21 protein-coding genes are annotated in these 21,186 nt (G+C 34.7%); 5 read left to right on the top strand and 16 right to left on the bottom strand.

Annotated features, from left to right (window positions below):
- Positions 1 to 76: 76 nt before the first annotated feature.
- On the top strand, positions 77 to 1,054 hold the full coding sequence (locus SPD48_RS06295) for a tetratricopeptide repeat protein (RefSeq protein WP_336257234.1): 978 nt from the start codon (positions 77 to 79) through the stop codon (positions 1,052 to 1,054).
- Between the two features lie 145 nt (positions 1,055 to 1,199).
- Positions 1,200 to 1,823, top strand: coding sequence for a thymidine kinase (locus SPD48_RS06290; protein WP_336257233.1), 624 nt, complete (start codon positions 1,200 to 1,202; stop codon positions 1,821 to 1,823).
- A gap of 460 nt (positions 1,824 to 2,283) precedes the next feature.
- On the opposite strand, the gene SPD48_RS06285 is transcribed toward SPD48_RS06290, so the two are convergent.
- The 7 genes from SPD48_RS06285 to SPD48_RS06255 all read right to left on the bottom strand — a co-directional run bounded on the left by SPD48_RS06285 (position 2,284) and on the right by SPD48_RS06255 (position 7,597).
- Positions 2,284 to 3,291: a Gfo/Idh/MocA family protein gene (locus tag SPD48_RS06285; RefSeq protein WP_336257232.1), complete on the bottom strand. Its 1,008-nt coding sequence runs from the start codon at positions 3,289 to 3,291 to the stop codon at positions 2,284 to 2,286.
- A gap of 241 nt (positions 3,292 to 3,532) precedes the next feature.
- Positions 3,533 to 3,913 (bottom strand): SHOCT-like domain-containing protein, encoded by a 381-nt coding sequence (locus SPD48_RS06280; protein ID WP_336257231.1) that lies wholly within the window; start codon positions 3,911 to 3,913, stop codon positions 3,533 to 3,535.
- A 2-nt stretch (positions 3,914 to 3,915) separates the two neighbouring features.
- Positions 3,916 to 4,290: a DUF2089 domain-containing protein gene (locus tag SPD48_RS06275; protein ID WP_336257230.1), complete on the bottom strand. Its 375-nt coding sequence runs from the start codon at positions 4,288 to 4,290 to the stop codon at positions 3,916 to 3,918.
- A 133-nt stretch (positions 4,291 to 4,423) separates the two neighbouring features.
- Positions 4,424 to 4,756: a CHY zinc finger protein gene (locus tag SPD48_RS06270; protein WP_336257229.1), complete on the bottom strand. Its 333-nt coding sequence runs from the start codon at positions 4,754 to 4,756 to the stop codon at positions 4,424 to 4,426.
- Between the two features lie 104 nt (positions 4,757 to 4,860).
- On the bottom strand, positions 4,861 to 6,309 hold the full coding sequence (locus SPD48_RS06265; protein WP_336257228.1) for an alkaline phosphatase family protein: 1,449 nt from the start codon (positions 6,307 to 6,309) through the stop codon (positions 4,861 to 4,863).
- A gap of 526 nt (positions 6,310 to 6,835) precedes the next feature.
- Positions 6,836 to 7,153 (bottom strand): YbjQ family protein, encoded by a 318-nt coding sequence (locus tag SPD48_RS06260; RefSeq protein ID WP_336257227.1) that lies wholly within the window; start codon positions 7,151 to 7,153, stop codon positions 6,836 to 6,838.
- Positions 7,154 to 7,183: 30 nt separating this feature from the next.
- Positions 7,184 to 7,597 carry a hypothetical protein gene (locus SPD48_RS06255; RefSeq protein ID WP_336257226.1) on the bottom strand — a complete coding sequence of 138 codons (414 nt, stop codon included), beginning with the start codon at positions 7,595 to 7,597 and terminating at the stop codon, positions 7,184 to 7,186.
- 373 nt (positions 7,598 to 7,970) lie between these two features.
- Here SPD48_RS06255 and SPD48_RS06250 point away from each other — a divergent pair, with 373 nt between their 5' ends.
- The 3 genes from SPD48_RS06250 to SPD48_RS06240 all read left to right on the top strand — a co-directional run bounded on the left by SPD48_RS06250 (position 7,971) and on the right by SPD48_RS06240 (position 10,733).
- Entirely contained in the window at positions 7,971 to 8,642 is a 672-nt protein-coding gene (locus SPD48_RS06250; RefSeq protein ID WP_336257225.1) for a uracil-DNA glycosylase, read from the top strand.
- A 367-nt stretch (positions 8,643 to 9,009) separates the two neighbouring features.
- Entirely contained in the window at positions 9,010 to 9,252 is a 243-nt protein-coding gene (locus SPD48_RS06245) for a hypothetical protein (RefSeq protein WP_336257224.1), read from the top strand.
- The gene (locus SPD48_RS06240) at positions 9,249 to 10,733 is read left to right on the top strand and encodes a sodium:solute symporter family protein (RefSeq protein WP_336257223.1); all 1,485 of its coding nucleotides are present in this window, start codon (positions 9,249 to 9,251) and stop codon (positions 10,731 to 10,733) included. Before SPD48_RS06245 ends, SPD48_RS06240 begins: the two co-directional genes overlap by 4 nt.
- A 90-nt stretch (positions 10,734 to 10,823) precedes the next feature.
- On the opposite strand, the gene SPD48_RS06235 is transcribed toward SPD48_RS06240, so the two are convergent.
- The 9 genes from SPD48_RS06235 to SPD48_RS06195 form a co-directional block, all read right to left on the bottom strand.
- Complete coding sequence (locus SPD48_RS06235) at positions 10,824 to 11,564, bottom strand: hypothetical protein (RefSeq protein ID WP_336257222.1); 741 nt, start codon at positions 11,562 to 11,564, stop codon at positions 10,824 to 10,826.
- Positions 11,565 to 11,650: 86 nt separating this feature from the next.
- Positions 11,651 to 12,787, bottom strand: coding sequence for an ROK family transcriptional regulator (locus tag SPD48_RS06230; RefSeq protein WP_336257221.1), 1,137 nt, complete (start codon positions 12,785 to 12,787; stop codon positions 11,651 to 11,653).
- Between the two features lie 57 nt (positions 12,788 to 12,844).
- Complete coding sequence (locus SPD48_RS06225) at positions 12,845 to 13,588, bottom strand: sugar isomerase domain-containing protein (protein WP_336257366.1); 744 nt, start codon at positions 13,586 to 13,588, stop codon at positions 12,845 to 12,847.
- A 22-nt stretch (positions 13,589 to 13,610) separates the two neighbouring features.
- On the bottom strand, positions 13,611 to 14,768 hold the full coding sequence (locus tag SPD48_RS06220) for an N-acetylglucosamine-6-phosphate deacetylase (RefSeq protein ID WP_336257220.1): 1,158 nt from the start codon (positions 14,766 to 14,768) through the stop codon (positions 13,611 to 13,613).
- Positions 14,769 to 14,770: 2 nt separating this feature from the next.
- Positions 14,771 to 15,538, bottom strand: a complete 768-nt coding sequence (locus SPD48_RS06215) for a 6-phosphogluconolactonase (protein ID WP_336257219.1) — start codon at positions 15,536 to 15,538, stop codon at positions 14,771 to 14,773.
- On the bottom strand, positions 15,538 to 16,773 hold the full coding sequence (locus SPD48_RS06210) for a hypothetical protein (protein ID WP_336257218.1): 1,236 nt from the start codon (positions 16,771 to 16,773) through the stop codon (positions 15,538 to 15,540). Before SPD48_RS06210 ends, SPD48_RS06215 begins: the two co-directional genes overlap by 1 nt.
- Before the next feature lie 4 nt (positions 16,774 to 16,777).
- The gene (locus tag SPD48_RS06205; protein WP_336257217.1) at positions 16,778 to 18,013 is read right to left on the bottom strand and encodes an AGE family epimerase/isomerase; all 1,236 of its coding nucleotides are present in this window, start codon (positions 18,011 to 18,013) and stop codon (positions 16,778 to 16,780) included.
- A 25-nt stretch (positions 18,014 to 18,038) separates the two neighbouring features.
- The gene (locus tag SPD48_RS06200) at positions 18,039 to 19,514 is read right to left on the bottom strand and encodes a sodium:solute symporter family protein (protein WP_336257216.1); all 1,476 of its coding nucleotides are present in this window, start codon (positions 19,512 to 19,514) and stop codon (positions 18,039 to 18,041) included.
- Between the two features lie 189 nt (positions 19,515 to 19,703).
- Positions 19,704 to 21,185: a xylulokinase gene (locus tag SPD48_RS06195; RefSeq protein ID WP_336257215.1), complete on the bottom strand. Its 1,482-nt coding sequence runs from the start codon at positions 21,183 to 21,185 to the stop codon at positions 19,704 to 19,706.
- Position 21,186: the final 1 nt, after the last annotated feature.

Raw genomic sequence — 21,186 nt, 5'->3', positions numbered from 1 at the left:
CTCTTTCTTTTTTATCCTACCTCTGCTTTTATTAAGAAGGGGTATTTAGACAACATAGAAAGGAAGTCTTATTTAAATGAAGAAATTATTATTTCTTACTACATGTACTTTATTTATCTTAACAGGTTGTGCATTATTTTCGTCCACTGATTCTAAATTTTCAAGGGAATTATATGATGCTTACTATGAAAAAAATGAATTTGACGAAGCACTAGAATTCGTTAATGAACGATTAGAAAAGTATCCAGAAGACCCTTATTTATTAGGTGAAAAAGGATATATTTTAATTGAGCTAGAGAAATTTACGGATGCGTTAAAAGTTTTAGAGGAAGCAGAATCATTTGATAGTACGATGGATAGTGTGTTTAACAACAAAGCTGTTGCACTGAACGAACTTGGTCGTCATGAAGAAGCGGCTGAACAAGCAAAAAAAGCAATTGAACTGGAACCAAATGAACCCGAACAGTATGCAAACTTAGGAAATGCTTTATCCTATTTAGAGCAGTATGAAGAAGCGTTGACCAATTTTGATAAGTCACTTGAAATTGACTCTGACTTAGATTATGCCATTTATGGTAAAGGGGCAGCCCACTATTTTTTAGATGAATACGATGAAGCGATAGAATCATTTGAGACATATTTAACGTACGACCCGAATGATCTAGATACGTATTGGTATTTAACGTACATTTATGATGAACTTGAGGAATATGATAAAACAATTGAATACATTGATTTATTAATCGAGAATGGCGAAGAAGATATTTTTAACACGCTAGATTATAAAGGGTATCTTCTAACATTTTTAGATCGAATGGATGAAGCGAATGAAGTGTATGATGATTTAATTGAACACTATCCTGATGAAGCATTTAGTTATTATGGTAAAAGTGGTGTATTAATTAATTCTGGGAAAATGGAAGACGGCTTGAAGTATTTATCAACTGCATTAGAGATGGACCCAACGCTAGTTGATTGGCTAATGGAAGATCCACTTTTTTATGATGTATTTGATAATAAAAAATTTCAAAAAATAATAAATAGTTATGAATAATCCCCTTAAAAACAATGAATTCTACAAACAGATTCATTGTTTTTTTATTTTACAAAATTCATTTTAAAACTTTTAATTTTTATGCACGTCCTTTACGTCAGATTTTGCTATACTATATAGGAATCAATTTATTGCGGAGGAAATTATGGCTAAATTATTTTTTTACTATTCCACCATGGCAGCTGGGAAAAGTCTCGAAATTATCAAAGTTGCCTATAATTATGAAGTGCAAGGAAAAAAGGTAGTTGCATTAACATCACATCTTGACAATCGCTTTGAAAAAGGCAAAATATGGAGTAGAGCCGGCTTTCAAATGGATGCATACGTATTTCATGATGAACTTAATATAAAAGACTTTATTCTAAACTTAGAGGAAAGACCGACTTCTGTATTAATTGATGAAGCGCAGTTTTTAAAGAAAGAGCAAGTGATCCAATTAACAGAATTAGTAGATGATTATAATATTACAGTTATGTGTTATGGGCTAAAAAATGATTCTTTTAACAATCTATTCGAAGGATCAGAATACTTGCTGCTCTATGCAGACAATATAAAAGAACTAAAGACGGAATGTTGGTTTTGCCATCGAAAAGCAATTATGATTTTACGATTTAATGATGAAGGCTATCCTGTTTACGAAGGTGCCCAAATTGAAATTGGGGGAAATGAAAAGTACTTACCCGTGTGCAGGAAATGTTATAAAGAGGTAAAATTTTTCAAACAGCCAGACGAAGAAAAAAACGTTCAAAAAGAAAGCAATACTGACTAACGAAAATAAATATATGAAGTGAAAAATAAAGAGGCTGAGACAAAAGTATAAAGTAAATAAAACGATAGTAGATGTATGATAGCTTCGGTAATATACTTCGCTTTCACCACAGGCATAAGCGCGACATCAGTTCAAGTAACACTTACATTTGCTTGAACTGTGTCTCCTTTACCACGGGCACAGCCTTAGCTTCTGTAGCTCCACTTTCCTGAGTCGCTACAGGGATCTCTTCCGATGTACACGATGTACTAGTGCAGACGTTGCCACAGGACGTGGCGTACTTAGTCTGCGTTCCCCTGTCGCTGTCCCCGCGACGGACAGGACGTCCTAGTGTCGGCGTTGATCACAGGACGTGACCGCTTTTAGCCGACGAGGAGTCTACGTATATTTCCTACGCTAAACAAACATATTGTTCGCCTTTTCTGTACTAGTTTTATTTATTGTCCCAGCCACTGCTATTTTAAGTGAGTGATACTTTTTTGCCACTTCGAATGGATTCATAACATGCATCGATAACATTCATATTTTTATACGTATTTTCTAAACGGTGATGAAGGTCTTGTTTTCCCTCAATAATTGCTTCAGAAATATGTTCTACCTGTAAACAATATTGATCTCCGTTAAGTGTTTCGATTCTAATTCCGTCCGATGTTTCTACAATAATTTTTCCTTCTCCACCATGCTGATCGGGTCGAAATGCTCGTGGAACAGTAATTTTACCTTTCGTTCCAAATAGTCTATATTCATTTCGCATCTCCAAATTGAAACTTGAGTCAAACGTTGCTCGGGCACCACTTGGAAATGTTAAATACCCAACAGAATCTGTATCAATTTGATATTGCTCATCTATGACTGCATCTACTTGTACAGTATCAGGTTCTTCCCGTAATATATTTCGTATCGCATGGATGGCGTAGCAGCCTACATCATAAATACTTCCCCCACCTTTTTCTTCGCTCATCTTAATACTTTCATTCCGCTTTTCATCTGGTAAGAGAAAAGTAAATCCTGCTTGCATATATCTAACAGATCCGATCTCCCCACTGTCCATTATTTCCCTTACCCGCTCATGTTGAGGATGGAAATAATACATAAACGCTTCCATTAATAGTACGCCTGCACGTTGACACGCTTCTTTCATTTCCGTGAATTCGTTTCGATTCAGCGCAACAGGTTTTTCGCATAGAATATGTTTTCCTAATTTTGCTGCTTCAATAACCCATTTTTTATGTAAAAAGTTTGGTAATGGAATGTATACAGCATCAATATCAGGATCTTGCAAAAGTTTTTCATAACTGTCATAAACCGTTTTAATGTTAAAGTGATCTGCGACTTTCTGTGCTCTATCCTTTCCACTTTCACTAGCAATAGCCACTACCTCCGCATTTTTCGCACGTTGAAATGCGGGGATCAGTTCTCTTTGAGCTATTCCAGCTGAGCTTAAAATTCCCCATCTTATTTTATTCAAATCCAAAATCCCCCTTCTGAAAATCCTATAATATATTTGATAGAATAAGATGAGCATAAATGAAAAACATCTATTATTTCAAGTATTCTTGTTTAAATACGAAGGTTAATACACACTAAAATGTCAAAAGCGAGTTATATTGCGCGCTACTTCACAACACATAGAATCAAGCGATGCGTATTTCACGCGCCGAGCATATTAATGTATCATCTCAGATGGAAAAAAATTGTAGCCAATGCATTTATTCTATATATATTTCAACTATTTCTCCATCTTCGGATTGTATATCGACAATCTTGCCTTCCATTTCGGTATCAATTGCATGCATAACTAAATCTAAATCGATATCTTTTACATATTTTTGCGATTCAGGAATATGCGAAGCAATTCCATGCCCCATTTTTAATAAAAATTTAACGAGTCCAATAGGAATATTAACCTTCACATTTTCTTCTGTTTCCGACTGAATTCGAATTTTCAGCATTTTACCTAAGTACCCTTTATTCGATGTGGAGACAGCTTTAGGTTCAGCTTTAATTGCGGCAATTAACTCGCCTGCTTCGTCGGAAGTTATTTTTCCTTCTTGAACCATATTAATTATTTTCTCAATTTCATCTTGCATTTTTAATCGCCCTCTCTTAATAATTTAATCGCTTCCTGGGTAGATATTTCGTCATTATCCAACATCGATATGATATCTGATTTATTATGTTTTGATGTTTTTTCCTTTTGCTTACCATGTCCAAGTAATTCAATAATTTCATTTAATCGGCTACGTACAGTTGGATACGAGATACCCAGTTCTTTTTCCACTTCTTTAATATTACCTCTGCTAACTAGAAAAACTTCTACAAAATTCATTTGTTCTACAGAAAGAGAAGCAAATTTTGATAGAGTGAAATCATTTTCTATTCGAGTATGACAATGTGAACATTCCAATTTCTTCACTCGTAAAGAATTAGAACAGATCGGACATGAATGAATGACTGGATAAACCATGTAAATCCCCTCTTTCTAATTTGAGTATATACTAATCATTAAATAAAATCAATCCAATAATTAATTTTATTAATATTTTTATTCATTATTTTAACTTTAACTTAAAATTATATTCATTTTATTGATTTTATATTTAAAAAACAGAAAAATACAAATGATAATGGAGCGAACAACCCGGATTAAACTCGGCTTTACAATAAGGACAAATATGTGATTTATTTAAATAAGCTTTAATTGTAATTTCTTCTCCGCAAGCTCCGCACAAAATTGCTTTTTGATCAAATTGATTTGCTGGCCATGTCTGATGATTACCACATCCTTTTTCTTCATGACAACTGTAACAAGGATAGTACGTGTTACAACAGAAAAATTTAATTGCAATACGATCTTTTTCGGAATGGTAATGGGTGCATCTCGTTTCCAGATCAATTACGTTTCCTCTTACGCGATGGCCATTAATTTGCATATTGACTCAACTCCTCAGAGACATTAATTAGTTAAAATAATATCATATTCTAAAGCAGGAAAAACCCACAGTGAAAATAATTCACCATGGGTAGACGTTTTCAATCAAATAAGCCGTAAAATATATTCTTTTAAATCAATCATTCGTGGAAAAACTGGTTTTTCATTCGTTCCCGCGATAATCAGAGGAACGAGCGATTCTTGTCGATGTAACGAACCATGTGCTGCCCCTGATAAATGATATGGGGTTAACTGAGCTTTAAACTCATGACCCGGCTTGGCATTTACGACAATAAATCTGCCTGGCTGTGCATGTAACGCACCGTATAATCGTGCAAGGGCATCAGGAAAATCTCCATATGCTATTTTCCCATCCCGATTCATTCTTAAATCTAAAATATCCATTTCTCCACGAACTTTCCATCCCTGATCATATTCATCTAAAACCTCTTCACTCGGGCGATAGTGTAGGGAGCCATGCTTCAGGGGAGATTCTACCCGAATCCAGTTTTCTTCCTTCCACGCAATAACATCAATTCGCTTATCTCGCTTTAATCGATCAACAATTTTTGTCTCCTCAAGCATAGCATCGAGTATATATATATAAGACATCCGCTGATTCACACAAAATACAAATTGATCTTTCCGGTGAATAGGACGTTCAAGCTTCGCTATTCGGTATTGTTTAAATAATTTTACCAAATCAATGACAGATTCCTTATATTTAGTATGTGTAGCTGAGTGACCATTGTCTCCCATGATTAACCAAATATTTTTCCTTAATGCTTCATCCCAACTTGAATATACATTTAGTATTTTTTGAAGTTGTTTATCGATCCGAGTAATACCTTTTATATCCAAAGGTCCTTTAAGGTGAATACGGAAATCTAAATCTTGAAAGGTACAAAAAGCAAAAGCAGGAAGTCTATTTTTACGGATTAAATATATTAATTCTCTTGCTGCATATTTATTATTTCCAGCCGCTACTTGGAATGTAAAATTCAAAGGCTTTAATTTCGAAAAAGCTCCTAGAGAAAGAACAGGAGGAGCTTCCATTATCCATTCTCCATCTTTAAAGTGAGTCAATGTCTTAAATAGCCCCGGCACTTTTAACTTTTTTGGAGTATTGCCTCGATAAACAAACGAATTAATGGAAGCAGAAGGAATGTCTCGATTCGCTAGCTCTTCAAATATTGTTGACACATTCGAACTCAAATGTTCATTGTTCAATCGATACAACATATTGTGTATGGATCTTCTCGTTCCTAATCGAAATGTTTCTCGAAACCCAGTACCGTAATTCACAATTTCTTTTTTTGATGTATCAAACCAACTTAGACCTGAAATATGGTGTTGATCTGCATATGTACCCGTTAGTAAGCTACTATCAATCGTCACCGACATTGTTGGAAAAGAACTGACCATATTATTGAAATAAGTTCCGTTCTCTTTTAAAAATTGAAGGGCTGGGGCTCGACCAGTTTGAATCGCAATCTCCAATGGATATGTCATTAAGGAATCAATGTTCAATAGAATAACCGGCTTGTTTTTCATCCATTTCCATCCTCACTATTCTTCTATGAATTATCTTTAATGTTGACGACAGCGGATAATAATATACATAGAAGAGACGGCATAAGTGTTTAATTACATAGTGAATTCTTTACGTTCGAACGCCTAGTATCCCCACAATAAAAAAGGGTACATTTTTACAATAATGGATGCTCTACTACTATGATTATTTTTTCTCAATTATTTTTCACATTTTATCTGTTAGCCGATGATGATATTCTTCATTTACATAAACAATAAGTACTAGGATAAGTATTCTTTAATCAAAAATATGATATTACTCAAGAATAAAAATTTTCTTGAAATTCTATGAAAAATATTAATTTCCCGGATAAATAGAAGCATTGATAAAGTTATTTTATTTATCTAGTTTTAATCCCGATAGTTACTGCTTTAAATATAAAACAAGATTCCTTCTTCCCAATCAATAAATAAATAACGAATAGACATTTAGCCTCCTACTCGAATTATCTATAAAAACATATCCACTCCTATCAAGGTCCTTTTATTATTCCTCTACAACAACAGCCGTTCCGTATGCGATGACTTCAGCTGCAGCTGTCATTACTTGCGAGGTCTGATACCTCATTCCTATAACTGCATTTGCACCTAAGGATTCAGCCTCCTTGATCATACGTCCAAGTGCTTCTTCTCTCGCTTCTTTCATTAAATCAGAATACCCTTTAATTTCACCTCCGACAAGTGTTTTAAAACTTGCTCCAATATCCCTTCCTACATGTTTTGCTTTTACTGTGCTCCCTTGGACAAGCCCTTTAACTGTAGCTATTTTTTTACTTGGAATATCATTTGTTGTTACAATAATCATGTTTATCTCTCCTTAGAATTATTATAGTATTTATGTATTCACCGGTCTGATTTCTATGCCTTCTTTTCCTTCTGTCATTCGCCAGTTCGGTGACATCCATGTTTCTAAATCTTGTTTTTCATTTTCATTCAAAACTAATTTTTTAATCACGAATTCATCTACTAAAAAATCCTTCTCTTTAAACTTCTTATACTTTAAACGAATCAAGTTTAGTAATCCGGGAAATGTTAAAAATTTCACCTGATAGCCTTCCGCCAATACAGTCTTTAATTTCCCACTTTGAAAGAGCGGATATAACTCAACATAATCAAATTGATCATGCAGGGATTGAAGATCTTCTATTTCCTTCTTTGAAATTTTTAAAAGAATATCCTCCCCTGTATAGCCGGCATTACGAGCTGTTTCAATGAGATATGCATCCATTAAAGATATTTTTTGCACCATTTAATCCCTTCCTTATTTCATCATTTAAGAATTCATGATACATATATTTTATCACTGTTTTCTATTAACAAATAATAACTTACGGCTTTTTTCTTAAAATTATTTTATTTTATATTTAAAAGTCGAAGCAAATCATTTGAACTTATCAGTTATATAATGGAAGATAATAACAGTTGTCTGTTAATTAAAACAATGTTAATTTATTTATTGTACATATTATTTTTCAATGAAATTTCTTCTTTATTTATGTTTAAATACACAAAGAACGGGCATATTTTTATAGTTGGTAATCTATTTTAGGGTTACCATTAGCCTGACAGGGGAAAATTAGATAATTTTTCTCACTTGGAAACTTCAAAAGAGGATGGATATTATGACCGATCAAATTTTAAAGAATGATTGGGCTCCGCTAGTAGAAGGCGAATTTACAAAAGAATATTATGCTAGATTAAGTGCATTTTTAAGAAAAGAATACAATTTATACACCATTTATCCATGCAAAGAGAATATTTTTAATGCACTTGCCTATACTCCATTTCATAAGGTAAAAGTCGTTATCCTTGGCCAAGATCCATACCATGGCCCTAATCAAGCACATGGCCTCAGTTTTTCTGTCCAAAAAGGAATCATCAAACCCCCTTCATTAATGAATATCTTCAAGGAGTTAAAAGATGATTTAGGATACCCTACGCCATATCATGGATGTTTATACGATTGGGCTAAACAAGGTGTTCTATTACTTAACACTGTACTAACTGTTCGCCATGGAGAAGCTAATTCTCATCATGGAAAAGGCTGGGAGAGATTTACTGATAAAATCATTGAAACACTTAATGAAAAAGAGCACCCTATTGTATACATTTTATGGGGAAAAGCAGCCCAGCAAAAGGAATTATTAATAGATACGAACAAACATTATTTATTAAAAGCTGCCCATCCTAGTCCTTTTTCAGCCTATCGTGGATTTTTTGGGAGTAAGCCATTTTCCAAAACGAATGCTATTTTAAGAAAAGAAGGATTATCAGAAATAAATTGGGAAATATAACACAAAAAATGAACTCCAATCATTCGTCATTCCAGACGATGTGATGGAGTTCTTATTGTCTTTTTCTAGGTCAATCGCAACCGTTTCTAGACGTAAACAAATGTATATTTATACATATTTTTACATAAGAGAGTTAGCTAAACAAACTTACTTTTTATGGTTTTACTTACTTTTTCAGCTAGCAATTTCTTATTTTTATTGTGTTTAAATAAATACTCGATTATTATCTTATCCATTCTTTTTCAAGTATTTGAATTAATTAAAAGTTCTTGACATTAATAAATATGCAGTTAAAATTGAAAATGTTCACTATTTTTTATTGACTATAAGTTTAATAGTCAGAAAGTTTTAAAAAGGAGGAGTATTTGTGAAGAAGATAAAAGAGCCCATAAAAAACTGGAAGATTTGGATCGTTCTAATTACACTTTACGTGTTTAGTGTTCCTTGGTATTTTCCAACTGGATCATTCAATCCTATTATTTTTGGAGTTCCTTATTGGGCAATTGTAATTATGGGGGTATCCCTTGCCATTTCTATTACTCTAACATTTATTTTAAAATATTGTTGGCAAATGGCGGATGAAGAGGAATATAGGGAGGATCAAGAATGAAGTTAGCTTTTTCGGGGACATCAGGTATAGTCATTATGCTCGCTTATGGATTTCTTATGTTAGCAATAGGAATTATTACATATCTCAAAAACAAAGGAATCCATCAGTCAAATAAAGAATTTTATTTAGGTGGCGGAAAAATTGGCGTATTTGTCTTGTTTTTCACCTTTTTTGCCACACAATATAGCGGAAATACAATTGTTGGGTATGCTCCGACTGCTTACCGAATGGGATTTTTCTGGTTACAGTCAATCACGTTTTTCATCTTAATTGTTATTGGATATTTACTATTTGCTCCACGACTCTATGTATTAAGTAAAAAATATAATTTTATTACCCCGTCTGATTTTATGGAGCAACGTTTTAAAAATAAAGGGGTTACTATATTAGCTTCTCTCTTGATGCTATATGGACTATGTAACTATTTACTTGAACAAATTGTTGCAATCGGACAAGGTGTTAGTGGTTTAACTGGAGGCACCGTTCCTTATCAGGCTGCAGTGTTATTTTTCGTTACAATTATGGTTATATACGGCTGGCTTGGTGGAATGCGTTCTGTTGCTTATACGGATACAATGCAAGGTATTGCGCTCTTATTTGGAGTAATAATTTTATTAATCGGTTCGATTATTTATTTTGGCGGACTAAAAAGTGCTACAGAATATACAGCTGTTGTTTCACCAGAGAAACTTGGTGTACCGGATTTTAACGGAGTTGTTAGCTGGTTTAGCATGCTAATTCTTGTTACTATCGGAGCCGCAATTTATCCACACGCGATCCAACGTATATACGCAGCTGGAAGTGAATTATCTTTAAAACGCTCTTTAACATGGATGGCTTGGGCTCCGTTTATTACGTCTGGATTTGTCTTTATTATCGGAATAATTGGTATTCAAGCATTCCCTGGGTTAACTGAAGGGGAATCTGAACAGCTTGTAGGAATGATGGCAAATCATATTGCGAGTCAAAATGGTTTCTTCTACTGGGCTATGATTCTATTATTTGGTGGAATTATCGCAGCAATCGTTTCAACAGCGGATTCTGTCTTATTAACTTTATCTTCTGTTATTTCAAAAGATATTTACGGCAGATATCTAAATAAAGAGGCCAGTGATGAGAAACAGATCCTAGTTGGAAAAGTCACAGGAGTTATTCTAATTATCGGATTATTAATCATGGCTTGGTATCCGCCAGCAACATTGTATCGAATATTTATATTAAAGTTTGAACTTTTAATCCAAGTAGCTCCTGCATTTATACTTGGGCTTTACTGGAAGAACATGCATTCCAAAGCTGTTTTTATCGGAATGGCCGTAGGAACAGTTGTCGCATCCTATATGGCATTTACAGGTTTAAAGCCGTTTGGAATTGCAAGTGGTCTTTGGGGATTATTTATTAATACGATTCTTTGCGTTCTTTTAAGCTTTTTATTTAAACAAACACAAGAAGAACGAGTCAGAGTGGAAAAGGTATTATCTTAATAACAACTCACTTTACTAATAAAAACTCTCGTATGGCCAAATACCATCGCGAGAGTTTTTTAATATATTGCTTTTGATTTTGCGAAATGTTTAATTAACTTTGATCGTCTTGCCTTTTGCTTTTTCTTGTTTAATTTCTTTTCTACTTAGTTGTGATAATCGAAATAAATGGGAATTGAATCGAATATACAAAAGCCGGTGCAGGAATTGTATCGAAATATATATCGGTAAAATTCCAAGACATAAATAAACGAATGCACTAATATATTCTTCAAACGGATTGCCCTTTATATAAAAATGATAGAAATTATAACCATTGGATGGGAGTAGTAGTAAAATCACTCCAAGCATATCAAGTAAAAAGTTCTTTTGACTATAACGCCATTTCATATTGGCGTATTTTCGGAAAATATACTGAGTGAAATAACCAATCCAACCGAAATAAAAAAGAATAGAAATAATAAAAAAAGCAGTAGATTCTACTTTAGTATCTATATAAACAATTTTCTGTGCGACTATAAAACAACAGAATGCTAAAACAATACTATTTGCTAGAATAAAATAAATAGTTTCTTTTTGGGTAGAATAAAAATTTCGGAAAAGAATTGTAATCGCCCAGATATTTATAAATGCAGTAGGAATGATCACTGCAAAAAAATACTCACTTGCATATGTATTCCCAATGACAGGAAACACACATAAGGTATCAAGCATCAAAAAAGTTAAAACGAAAATCCAAAGTTTCACTTCACTAATAGGCACTGGTCTGAGCTGTGTCCAAACATGGCGGCTGATATCTTTCCTTCTAATCGTTCTATCAATCTTTAACATATTCTCTCCACAAAATTATTATTGTTAATAACTACTGTCCCGTCTTATGGGAGCTTATTAGTGAGCCCCTATACGAAAATTATTATTTAGTAGCTCTTTTCATAATTGATTATAGAAGTTAATGCTGCTCCGTGGCTCATATTATACCGTTGGGTACCAAATATAATATGTGTATGTTGCAAAGGGATCGTTAGTGCATGTGCTTTCAAATAGGTTAGACATCCTTGTTGAAACTGTTCAAATAAATTATAGGGAGCGTCAATAATAAGTTTATTCGGGTTCATTAAATGTACGACCTGGACAAGAGCTTTCCCCAAATAAATTCCATATTTATGCATTAATTGTTGCACATCTTTTGATTGTATAACTTCGCGTTCAAATTGTATTTCCCCGTCTTTCATTATGGGAGAATGTCCAAATGACTCTAGTTTTTCGATAAATGCTTTATAATTTATTAAAAGTTCCAAACATCCTCTTTGCCCGCATTCGCATCGATCCCCCGCAGAATCAATCGATATATGACCTATTTCACCAGCAGTCCAACTGTCCCCATCTAAGCTGACGTTATTAATGATGTAAGCACCACCCACACCTTCACTTACCCTAACATAAAATGTATTCCCTTCTCCCGTATCTCCTTCTAAATGAAGCGCACCGATAGCCCCCATATTTACACTGTTTTGCACATAAATAGGAATAGAAAATTCTTCAAGTTCATCCAACGATATGTTTTTCCAATTCAAATGGGTGGAAAGATAAATAAACTTTTTCTCAGAATTCACAATACCTGGGATTCCAATTCCTATCCCAATAATATTCGTTTTTGTCTGAAGCAGTGAACGAATTAATTTCAGCAACTGTTCTTTCGTTTGTACAGGATCGATTCCTTCATTTGAAAATGTTTTCTTTTCAATGACTTGTCCATAATAATTTATAATGGAGTATTCCATTCTAGTTTTACTTACCGAAATACCAATCGATTTGTAGCCATCTTTATTTAATTTTATTAATACTTTCGGTCTGCCTTTTTTTCCTGGTTCTTTTACTCCTACTTCTACTAAAATTCCTTCATTAATAAATTCATCGACAATTAACGAGATGGTATTTTTACTTACATTCATTTTTTTCACTAAATCCTGCCTAGATGTTTCACCTAGCTGACGAATAAAAGATAAAACTTTTCTTTTATTCTGTTCACGCAATATACTTGTACCTTTTATCAAAATAAGTGCACTCCTGTCGTTTGCTTTTACCATCCCCTTAATTATAGTAAATATTGTTTATAAATTCTTTATTTTACCTTTAAACTGGCTAATAAATTGTGAATTCCATTCATCTCCACCGGAAGCATTACCGCTTTTCCATATAGGTGGTTGAATTCCTTGTTTTGCAAGAATATTCGTCGCTTCTATCGTAATATTATTTAAAATAAATGCATTGGTAAAAGTGGAAACAGCACCTACCATTTGTTCTTGTCCCTCGATATTTATGATCGCATCGCCAACTTTCACTTTTGAATCAACACTATAATCAGTTACTTCATGTAAATTCTTTTTAGAAGGATGTCTTGCCGGATGGTCATAAGGTGTATTTTCTGCATGCTCATAAGAACAAATTCCGACGGTAGTCACACCGCGACTTTTCGCTTCTAGCGCTGCATCGATTGTTGCCGCATTGATGCCGTATGCGTTAACGATGATTAATAGGTCCCCAGGTTGTAAATTATAATCATCAATGACAATTTTCCCATACTCAGGCGTTCTTTCTACTGCCATCGATCTTAATGCTCCACTGCTTAATAATGTTCCTTCATCAAGGATCGCGCTAGCATGCATTAAACCACCTGCACGAAAGAATACTTCTTGGGAGGCTAAATTGGAATGGCCTCCCGGACCATAAACATAAAATATTTTATCTTGTTTAATATGATCTGCAATGAGTTCTGCAACCATGTTCATTCGAGACTTTTCTGAATGCATAATATCTTTTAAATAGCTATTAATTTTTTCAAAATAAGTAGTCATTAATTCCAATCTAAGTTCCTCCTTATTTTCTTTGTATCCCATTTTTCCAGACATGTATAATTTTCCAGTCAACTTTTCTACAATCCATTTGGAGAATATCAGCAGGTGCCCCAACTTTTAGACCGTCCTTCTGCTTAATTCCCATGAATTTTCCAGGTATTACAGAAGCCTTGTCAATCGCATTGCTAAACGTTGAAATCTTACTTTTCACCAAATTCTCTACACCTTGCAATAAATTTTGAGCAGAGCCGGCAAGTAAATTTGGTTGATCCTTTAAATGGAGGCGCCCATCATCCGTCAAGGTAACTGAACCACCTACCGCTGCCTCATAATCGCCAGGTTTCATCCCTGCTAATGCAACACTATCACTAACTAAAAACATCTTATCTTGTTTGACCTTATTGAATACTTTTATCACATTCATGGGAAGGTGATGACCGTCCGATATGATAGATGCCCATAAGTCATCTTCAGCAAGCTGATCCCAAATGTAATTTGGATGTCGTGGTAATGTTACATGGGCGCCATTTCCTAAGTGGGTAGATAATACGGTTCCCGCTTGAACCGCTCGGCTAATTTGGTTCGTATTAGCTGCCGTATGACCAATCGCAACTTTCACACCCGTATTCGTAACTTTTTCGATAAACTCAATTGATTCTTCCCATTCAGGCGATAAAGTAATAATTTTAATTTTCCCTTTGGCAATCTCTTGTAATTTAAAAAACTCTTTCCAATTTGGTGTCTTAATATAGTCCTTATTATGTGCTCCACGTGGTCCATCCATCGGTGAAAGGTAAGGACCTTCCAAATGAAAACCACCGATCATAGAATTAACGAATTGGCTCTTTTCAAATACTTCTATATTTTTTTCAAATATTGTTGTCAATTCTTCAATCGAGTTAGTAATGATTGTCGGATAAAAAGTGGTTACCCCGACATCTAGAAGTTCTTTCACGACGGTATCCCATTCTTCTAGATTTAAAGGTTTATCATTAAAATCATAGCCTTTATATCCATTAATTTGGATATCTACAAACCCTGGGGCGAGAATATAATCAGTACTATTTTCTTTCTCAATTTCTTTTTGAGAAGTAATATAACCATCTTCTATCGTCAGTTCAATTGGCTTATTCGTTTGATAATGTATTCCCCAAATCTTTTGTTCATTGCTTCTGATCATAATTACTCTCCTCCGTAAGCCTCCTTATCCAAAACAAGATAAGCATCATTATGTTCCCTTAGTATTGTAGCTGGACATGCCGTTGAAATAGAATCATGTAGTACATTCGATACCGCTTCCTTCTTAGTAGGACCGGGAACAGTGCATACCATGGTGCTTGCGGATGTTAAAGCTGGAATCGTTAATGTTAATGCATGTGTTGGTACATCTTGAATTTGTTGGAAACAACCGTCATTTACTTGTTGTCTGCGACTATATTCGTCCAATTCTACTACTTTGACCATTTGGGGATCATTAAAATCAGCCACAGGTGGATCATTAAATGCGATATGGCCGTTCTCACCTATGCCTAGACAAACAAGGTCAATCGGCTTTTCTGTTAATAATGTTGTGTATAGTTCTTCCATTTTAGCTGCATCTTTCGTTCCATCAATGAAGTGAAACTCCTTCATTTTTACTTTATTCACCAAATGATTCTCGATATAAATACTGAATCGCTGATCAGAATCAGCTGGAAGCCCAATATATTCATCCATATGAAAACCAACGATACGTGACCAGTCAATTTCATCATCTTCTGTTAAATAATGAAGAGTTTCATTCTGGGATGGAGCACAAGCAAAAATTATACGTACTTCATCTTTGATTGCCAACATTTCTTTTATTTTATTTGCTGCAAATTGTGCAGCCAATTTCCCCATTTCATCTCTGTTTGAACAAACAAAGTAATTTAACTTATCTTTTTTCCCTTCATGTAAAATAGTAGACATTATTCTCCTCCTATAATTGTTTTAAAAGTATCGTTAATCTTTTCCTCAGTGTCAAGAGCAAGCATTGCAGGTAATCCAAAATAAAAAATAGAGTCAACCGGTTCATATCCACCTGCTTCAGTTTGTTTTTTCGTTGCAACATAGCCGACCATTCCGTTGGTATAACCTAAAGGCAGGATGGTATTTTCTAGTTTTTTCAAAAATACTCCGTAAGCTTGTGATAACTCAGCATTACACCCAATAAAAGATAGGTTTTCCCCTAGTTTTATATATTGAAAATGTAACACATGCTTTTTTTGCCTATTTTGTTTTATAATTTTCGGCCACTCTTCCTTCAATTCAATAGGTATATATTCATTAACTGAATTATCATCGAATGGAAGAACAAGTTCTTTATTCTCTATTTGAAGTTTTTCTTTAATCGTAATTTTCTTCCCATGCATAAGCACGTTTAACACTTCTTGAGCAAAACACTCTCCGATCCTTTTCATATGTTGTAAAGACCCTCTGTAAAATGCTCCATCTTGTACGAGAGCTGGCCTTACGTCCGCGCAAAAACCTTGCAAAAAGGCAACTGTCGCCTTAGGATAATATTTTTCTATGATTTGGCAACATACTCCCGGATATTCACTTGAAATCACATTGGCATCAGTCGTTGTCGGATGGCAAGAATAATGAATCCATATTGCCTTCACTTTCCCTTCTTCAGTTTTGAAGGATATTGTGTTAAGTCCGTTGTCATTAGGCACTTTTTCATTTGGTGCCATAATAATTCGGTTATTAACAAGCTTTCTTCGGTATATCCCTAACTGTGAGGTACCTGTTCTTCGTTCAATGGATACTTTTTCTATGTTTTTAATCGCTTTCTCAACGCTTATTATTACTCGTTTTTTTAATAAATCGAGAAACTCGGAAGAAATCTCTCCAAGCTTCTTACTGAAGCCCAAGCTTGTTTGCGGTCCTGAATGATTATGTGTTGCATGGAAACAAATATGATCCTTTGGGATAGAAAAATGATCCTCTATTTCATTTTGTAATTCACACACAAGCTGATCTCCCCACCAGATTAAGTCAGCAACAATCATTATTATTTTTGTTGTTTTAACTTTAAAATAAAATGTTTTTATAAAAAGATGATTTTCAACTTCATTAGTCAACCCTTCGCGATGAGCAAAACCTGCTAGATTAATTGGCAACTCAGGGGTAATATCAATTTTATTAGTTCCAAGAAACATTGGACTACTCCTCTAATAGTTTTAAGATTAGCAAATAGTTGCGAATAATGTGAAATGGATCTTTTACAGGTAATGCAACAACCTTTTGAATCGGTATTCCATTACGATTGCGAATTTGTATCCATTCACCAATCGCTTTATTTTCATTTGGAAACGTTTGAAAAACATATTCCTCAACTTTTTTATAGCGTTCAACCCATGATTTTTCTTTTGTTTTGATTGCCATAAGTAATGTTGTATACAATGCTTCCGAATGTGGCCACCATAATTTTGTATCCCATGTTTCCGTAATAAGTTTTTCGATTGAGGTGTCAATCGTATTTCCTTTAGGAGGACCTCCCTCTTTATCCACAAATCGTAATAATCCACCGTACGTGCTATCCCAGCCTATATCAAAAGAATGAGCTGCTATTTTTACCAATCTGTCAATATACTCTTCCTTATTTTCTATCTGCATAAGTTCTAAGCTATGCATCATAAACCAGACTGACTCTAACGTATGACCAGGATTAACGTGACGAACTAGTAAACTAGTTGTCTCATCCATCCGAGTTGACTTATATTCCATAATTCTATTGCCGTCTTGTAAAGCTAGAATCGATTCTAAATTGTGTTTCATATCTTGCAGGAGTTTTGTTTGATTCGGATGATCTAGACTCTTGGCAGTTTTATAAAGTTCCTCTGCCACATTTAAAAGGATCATTGGAATCGAATGAGTCTCAAATCCTGTAGGGATTGGATATGGCTCAGATGCGAAATCATTCTGTGATATACGCTGTTTTACTTTATCGTAGATCATAATAGTTTTATTAAATATATCTTTATCCTGGTAATAATACGCATAAGCATTACAGCCAATAATATAAAAACAGTCTGCAAAAATACTTATGTCTAAGGCTTCATCAATTTGAGTGCCATCTCGTTCAACTGCATATACAATATGGTTATTTTTCATTACTGCATTTTTTTCTAGAAATTGATATGTTTTTGTTGCTGCCTCCTCCCAGCGTTCGGATATATCTAGTAGACCTTTCTTTTTTAATATAAGTAAATGACAACATAACCAGAGAAATCTGCCTTGTGACCAGATATACTTTTTATCGCTGACCAGTTTATCCCCTTCATTGGTGAAGCAGGTGAAAACACCACCATATTCTGAATCGATGGCGTTTTCCCAGAAAGGTAAAAAGTTTTGCAATAAGTCGGCTGTATATTTTTCCTTCAATAATTGTTTATTCATACTTTTTCCCCTTTCTATAACAATATTATTTCTCTTTTGTGCTTACAGCTTCGATTAAATCTTCCACTTCTTTTCTGACATTTTCTTCTTTATTTAAATATCCCATTCCTATATATATAATAGCTGAGACAAGAACGGGTGATCCAATTTCTAAAGAGAGCGGGAAATCTACAACATACTTTGTAATGATAAACATTAGCAGACCCGCAATAATTGATGAAATCGCTGCTTTTGAGTCCGAACGTTTGAATGCCGGGAAAAGCCCTAATAACATTGGAATGGAGATTGGGCCAATTAATGCACCGAACCATGAAATAATGAGTCCAAGTACCCCACCAAATTTTTCTGAATAAATTCCAATAATTAAGGTTAAAAACGTAAACGTAAATGTCGTAATCCGAGCGATACGAAGTGATTCTTTTTGTGTAAGCTGTCTATATTTTTCCGAGAGTACAGGCAAGATATCTCGTGTAATAACCGCTGAAATCGTATTAGCATCAGATGATGTCATAGACATCGTCGCTGCAAACAACCCAGCGAGAACTAATCCAACCAATCCGGCCGGAAGTAATTCTTGAGCTAATAAACCGTAAGACTGTGTTGGATCTTCGAGTCCTGGTAGAATAAGGGGCGCTGCCCACATTGGAAAGAATAGAAATAATGGCCAGATTAAATATAATATCCCTGATAATAATCCGCTTTTTTTAGCTTCTTCACCAGATGGGGAAGAAATATAACGTGTAGCCAAGTTCCACGTTCCTCCGTTATAACTTAAAAAGACGACAAAGAAATAAAAGAATACATACCAGATTGTATATGGTTCACTAAATGGCTGACTATGACCTGCAGGTAGTTGTTCCCAGATTCCTGTTAAGGAACTTACACCACCCATCATTTTCATAACGACAAAAAACATAACTAAACCAGCAATAATTTGAACCACAAATTGAGCAAAATCAGTCCATACATCAGCCCAAAGCCCTCCGATAGTTATATAAATAAGGGAGACAATTCCTGAAATTAAAATCCCGTAGACGATTGGAATTCCAGCAAACACATTTAGTAAGATTCCTATTGCTGCCCATTTAGCTCCAACATCAAAGAGTTTTAAAATAACCCCACACCATGCCATAAGCTGTTGTGTCGGAACATTATATCTTATTGACAAGTATTCTGTAGGTGATTCGATGTTGTAATTAATCCGGAGTCTAGCCCATCTTGGAGCCATAATATATGCACCAACAATTACTGCAACCGTAATAGTTATTGCCCACCAGACATAAATGCTAAATCCATGCGTGTAAGCTAATCCCGCATAAGCAACGAAGACAGCACCACTATAGCCTGAAACATGATGAGAAATTCCCGATAGCCACCAAGGGAGCTTTCCACCGGCAACAAAAAAATCATCCGAACCGCTGATCTTTTTATACGACCAAAAACCTATTACTACCATGATTAAAAAAAATAAAACAACAGCAAACCAATCTAAAAATTGCATCTTACCGACTCCAATCCTTTAATTTATATTTAATCATAGTCTATGACTAAATATAAATTATCACACTGTTTTTAATTTGTAAAGGCTTTCATAAAAAATTTTTAAATAATTGAAATAATTAAGCATAAGTGATTAACAAACATGTGTAAAATAAAAACATAAAAAACACCCGCCACAATGGGCGGATGTTTATTTGTAGATTTGTTGTAACGCGGGATGTAATTTTTTAAAAGTTTCATAAGTTGATTGATAAATCTTTACTTTTTTTGGATCAGGTATATATGTTTTACCAGGTACAGTCTTCACATACGTATCAATAAAATATTCGTATGAATCGCACCACTCAAGAGCTATAAAAGCCGTTGATGCAATTCCAATTGACGGTAAATATTCACTGTTTGAAGGTACTCTAATTGGATGGTTCATAATATCTGCCATCATTTGGCACCATACATTACTTTTAGATGCTCCGCCAATAAGAGTTATCGTACGTTGGTCTGTTATATTATACATTTCTAATGTTTGTTTTAAAGAAAACGTAACTCCCTCTAGGGCTGCACGAGCTAATTCTTTTCTTTCTGTATTTGGAGTGATTCCCCAGTATGCTCCCTTTGCTTCTGGATCGATCAACGGATTTCTTTCACCGTTCAAGTAAGGTAAAAATAACACACCTTCACTACCCGGATTTACCTGTTCAATCAAGTTTTCAAATGCTTCATATTTGTTTATTTCTTTTTTATTAATATAAGCTTGGACAGCCCACTTATGCACGTTTCCAACGTTAAGCAATGGCGCAACGGAAATACGGTGTTCACTATCTACAAAAGATAAATTAAAATGGCCTTCAGATAATGTCTCAAGTTGACCTTGGTTTTTCTCCACAATAGCAAGCCACCCCGTTGTACCCATGTAAAAATAACCGTCTTTTTCATGAATTGCCGATGCTCCAAGTGTAGTTGCTCCCGCATCTCCACTACCATTGATGACCGCCGTCGATGTTGAGAATCCGCTGATCTCACTGGCTTCAGAGGAGACGGTGTCTACGATGCTATCTACATCTAATAAAAGAGGCATCTTGGATTCATCAATGAAACATTTTTGTAAAATATCCTTACTCCAACAGCTATATTTCAGGTCCATCATTCCTGTCGTAGCTGCTGTTACTGGGTCTGTTACTGCTTGCCCTGTAAGTTTATTAATGATATAATCTTTGGAGCTAAAAACAATATGAGTTGCCGAATCATATACTACGTTCCCTTTTGATTGCAACCATTTAATTTTAGCTAGCGGAGTAGTTGCACTTATGTTGTTACCTGTAGTGGCACGTATTTCTGGGTACTGCTCATGTACCCACTCCGCTTCATTTCCAGCTCTTGTATCCGAATATAAGATTGCTCGAGTTGCGTTCGGACTTATGGGAATAACGTCTTCCATTTGACCTGAAAACGTAATTGCGCGAATAGACTTAGGTGAGATTCCGCTTTTCCACCAAAGGGCTGCTATTTCAATTATTGCCTCCCACCAATCTTCTGGACACTGTTCCACAATTCCACCGTCAGAAACAAACGTTTTTAATTCAATTGTATGTTCCTCTTTAAGTTCAACTTTTTTATTAACCAAAATACCTTTTACTGCAGTCGTTCCTATATCGAAAACAGCTACATAAGACATA

The sequence above is a fragment of the Pseudogracilibacillus sp. SE30717A genome (assembly GCF_037071985.1).
GTDB lineage: Bacteria > Bacillota > Bacilli > Bacillales > Amphibacillaceae > Pseudogracilibacillus.
This window is presented reverse-complemented; position numbering and strand designations above follow the sequence as displayed.

What these genes read in the sequence shown, in the direction of transcription:
- SPD48_RS06295 (WP_336257234.1), top strand. Translation starts at nt 77, where the DNA reads ATGAAGAAATTATTATTTCTTACTACATGTACTTTATTTATCTTAACA.
- SPD48_RS06290 (WP_336257233.1), top strand. Translation starts at nt 1,200, where the DNA reads ATGGCTAAATTATTTTTTTACTATTCCACCATGGCAGCTGGGAAAAGT.
- SPD48_RS06280 (WP_336257231.1), bottom strand. Translation starts at nt 3,913, where the DNA reads ATGCAAGATGAAATTGAGAAAATAATTAATATGGTTCAAGAAGGAAAA.
- SPD48_RS06275 (WP_336257230.1), bottom strand. Translation starts at nt 4,290, where the DNA reads ATGGTTTATCCAGTCATTCATTCATGTCCGATCTGTTCTAATTCTTTA.
- SPD48_RS06270 (WP_336257229.1), bottom strand. Translation starts at nt 4,756, where the DNA reads ATGCAAATTAATGGCCATCGCGTAAGAGGAAACGTAATTGATCTGGAA.
- SPD48_RS06265 (WP_336257228.1), bottom strand. Translation starts at nt 6,309, where the DNA reads ATGAAAAACAAGCCGGTTATTCTATTGAACATTGATTCCTTAATGACA.
- SPD48_RS06260 (WP_336257227.1), bottom strand. Translation starts at nt 7,153, where the DNA reads ATGATTATTGTAACAACAAATGATATTCCAAGTAAAAAAATAGCTACA.
- SPD48_RS06255 (WP_336257226.1), bottom strand. Translation starts at nt 7,597, where the DNA reads ATGGTGCAAAAAATATCTTTAATGGATGCATATCTCATTGAAACAGCT.
- SPD48_RS06250 (WP_336257225.1), top strand. Translation starts at nt 7,971, where the DNA reads ATGACCGATCAAATTTTAAAGAATGATTGGGCTCCGCTAGTAGAAGGC.
- SPD48_RS06240 (WP_336257223.1), top strand. Translation starts at nt 9,249, where the DNA reads ATGAAGTTAGCTTTTTCGGGGACATCAGGTATAGTCATTATGCTCGCT.
- SPD48_RS06235 (WP_336257222.1), bottom strand. Translation starts at nt 11,564, where the DNA reads ATGTTAAAGATTGATAGAACGATTAGAAGGAAAGATATCAGCCGCCAT.
- SPD48_RS06225 (WP_336257366.1), bottom strand. Translation starts at nt 13,588, where the DNA reads ATGACTACTTATTTTGAAAAAATTAATAGCTATTTAAAAGATATTATG.
- SPD48_RS06220 (WP_336257220.1), bottom strand. Translation starts at nt 14,768, where the DNA reads ATGATCAGAAGCAATGAACAAAAGATTTGGGGAATACATTATCAAACG.
- SPD48_RS06215 (WP_336257219.1), bottom strand. Translation starts at nt 15,538, where the DNA reads ATGTCTACTATTTTACATGAAGGGAAAAAAGATAAGTTAAATTACTTT.
- SPD48_RS06210 (WP_336257218.1), bottom strand. Translation starts at nt 16,773, where the DNA reads ATGTTTCTTGGAACTAATAAAATTGATATTACCCCTGAGTTGCCAATT.
- SPD48_RS06205 (WP_336257217.1), bottom strand. Translation starts at nt 18,013, where the DNA reads ATGAATAAACAATTATTGAAGGAAAAATATACAGCCGACTTATTGCAA.
- SPD48_RS06200 (WP_336257216.1), bottom strand. Translation starts at nt 19,514, where the DNA reads ATGCAATTTTTAGATTGGTTTGCTGTTGTTTTATTTTTTTTAATCATG.
- SPD48_RS06195 (WP_336257215.1), bottom strand. Translation starts at nt 21,185, where the DNA reads ATGTCTTATGTAGCTGTTTTCGATATAGGAACGACTGCAGTAAAAGGT.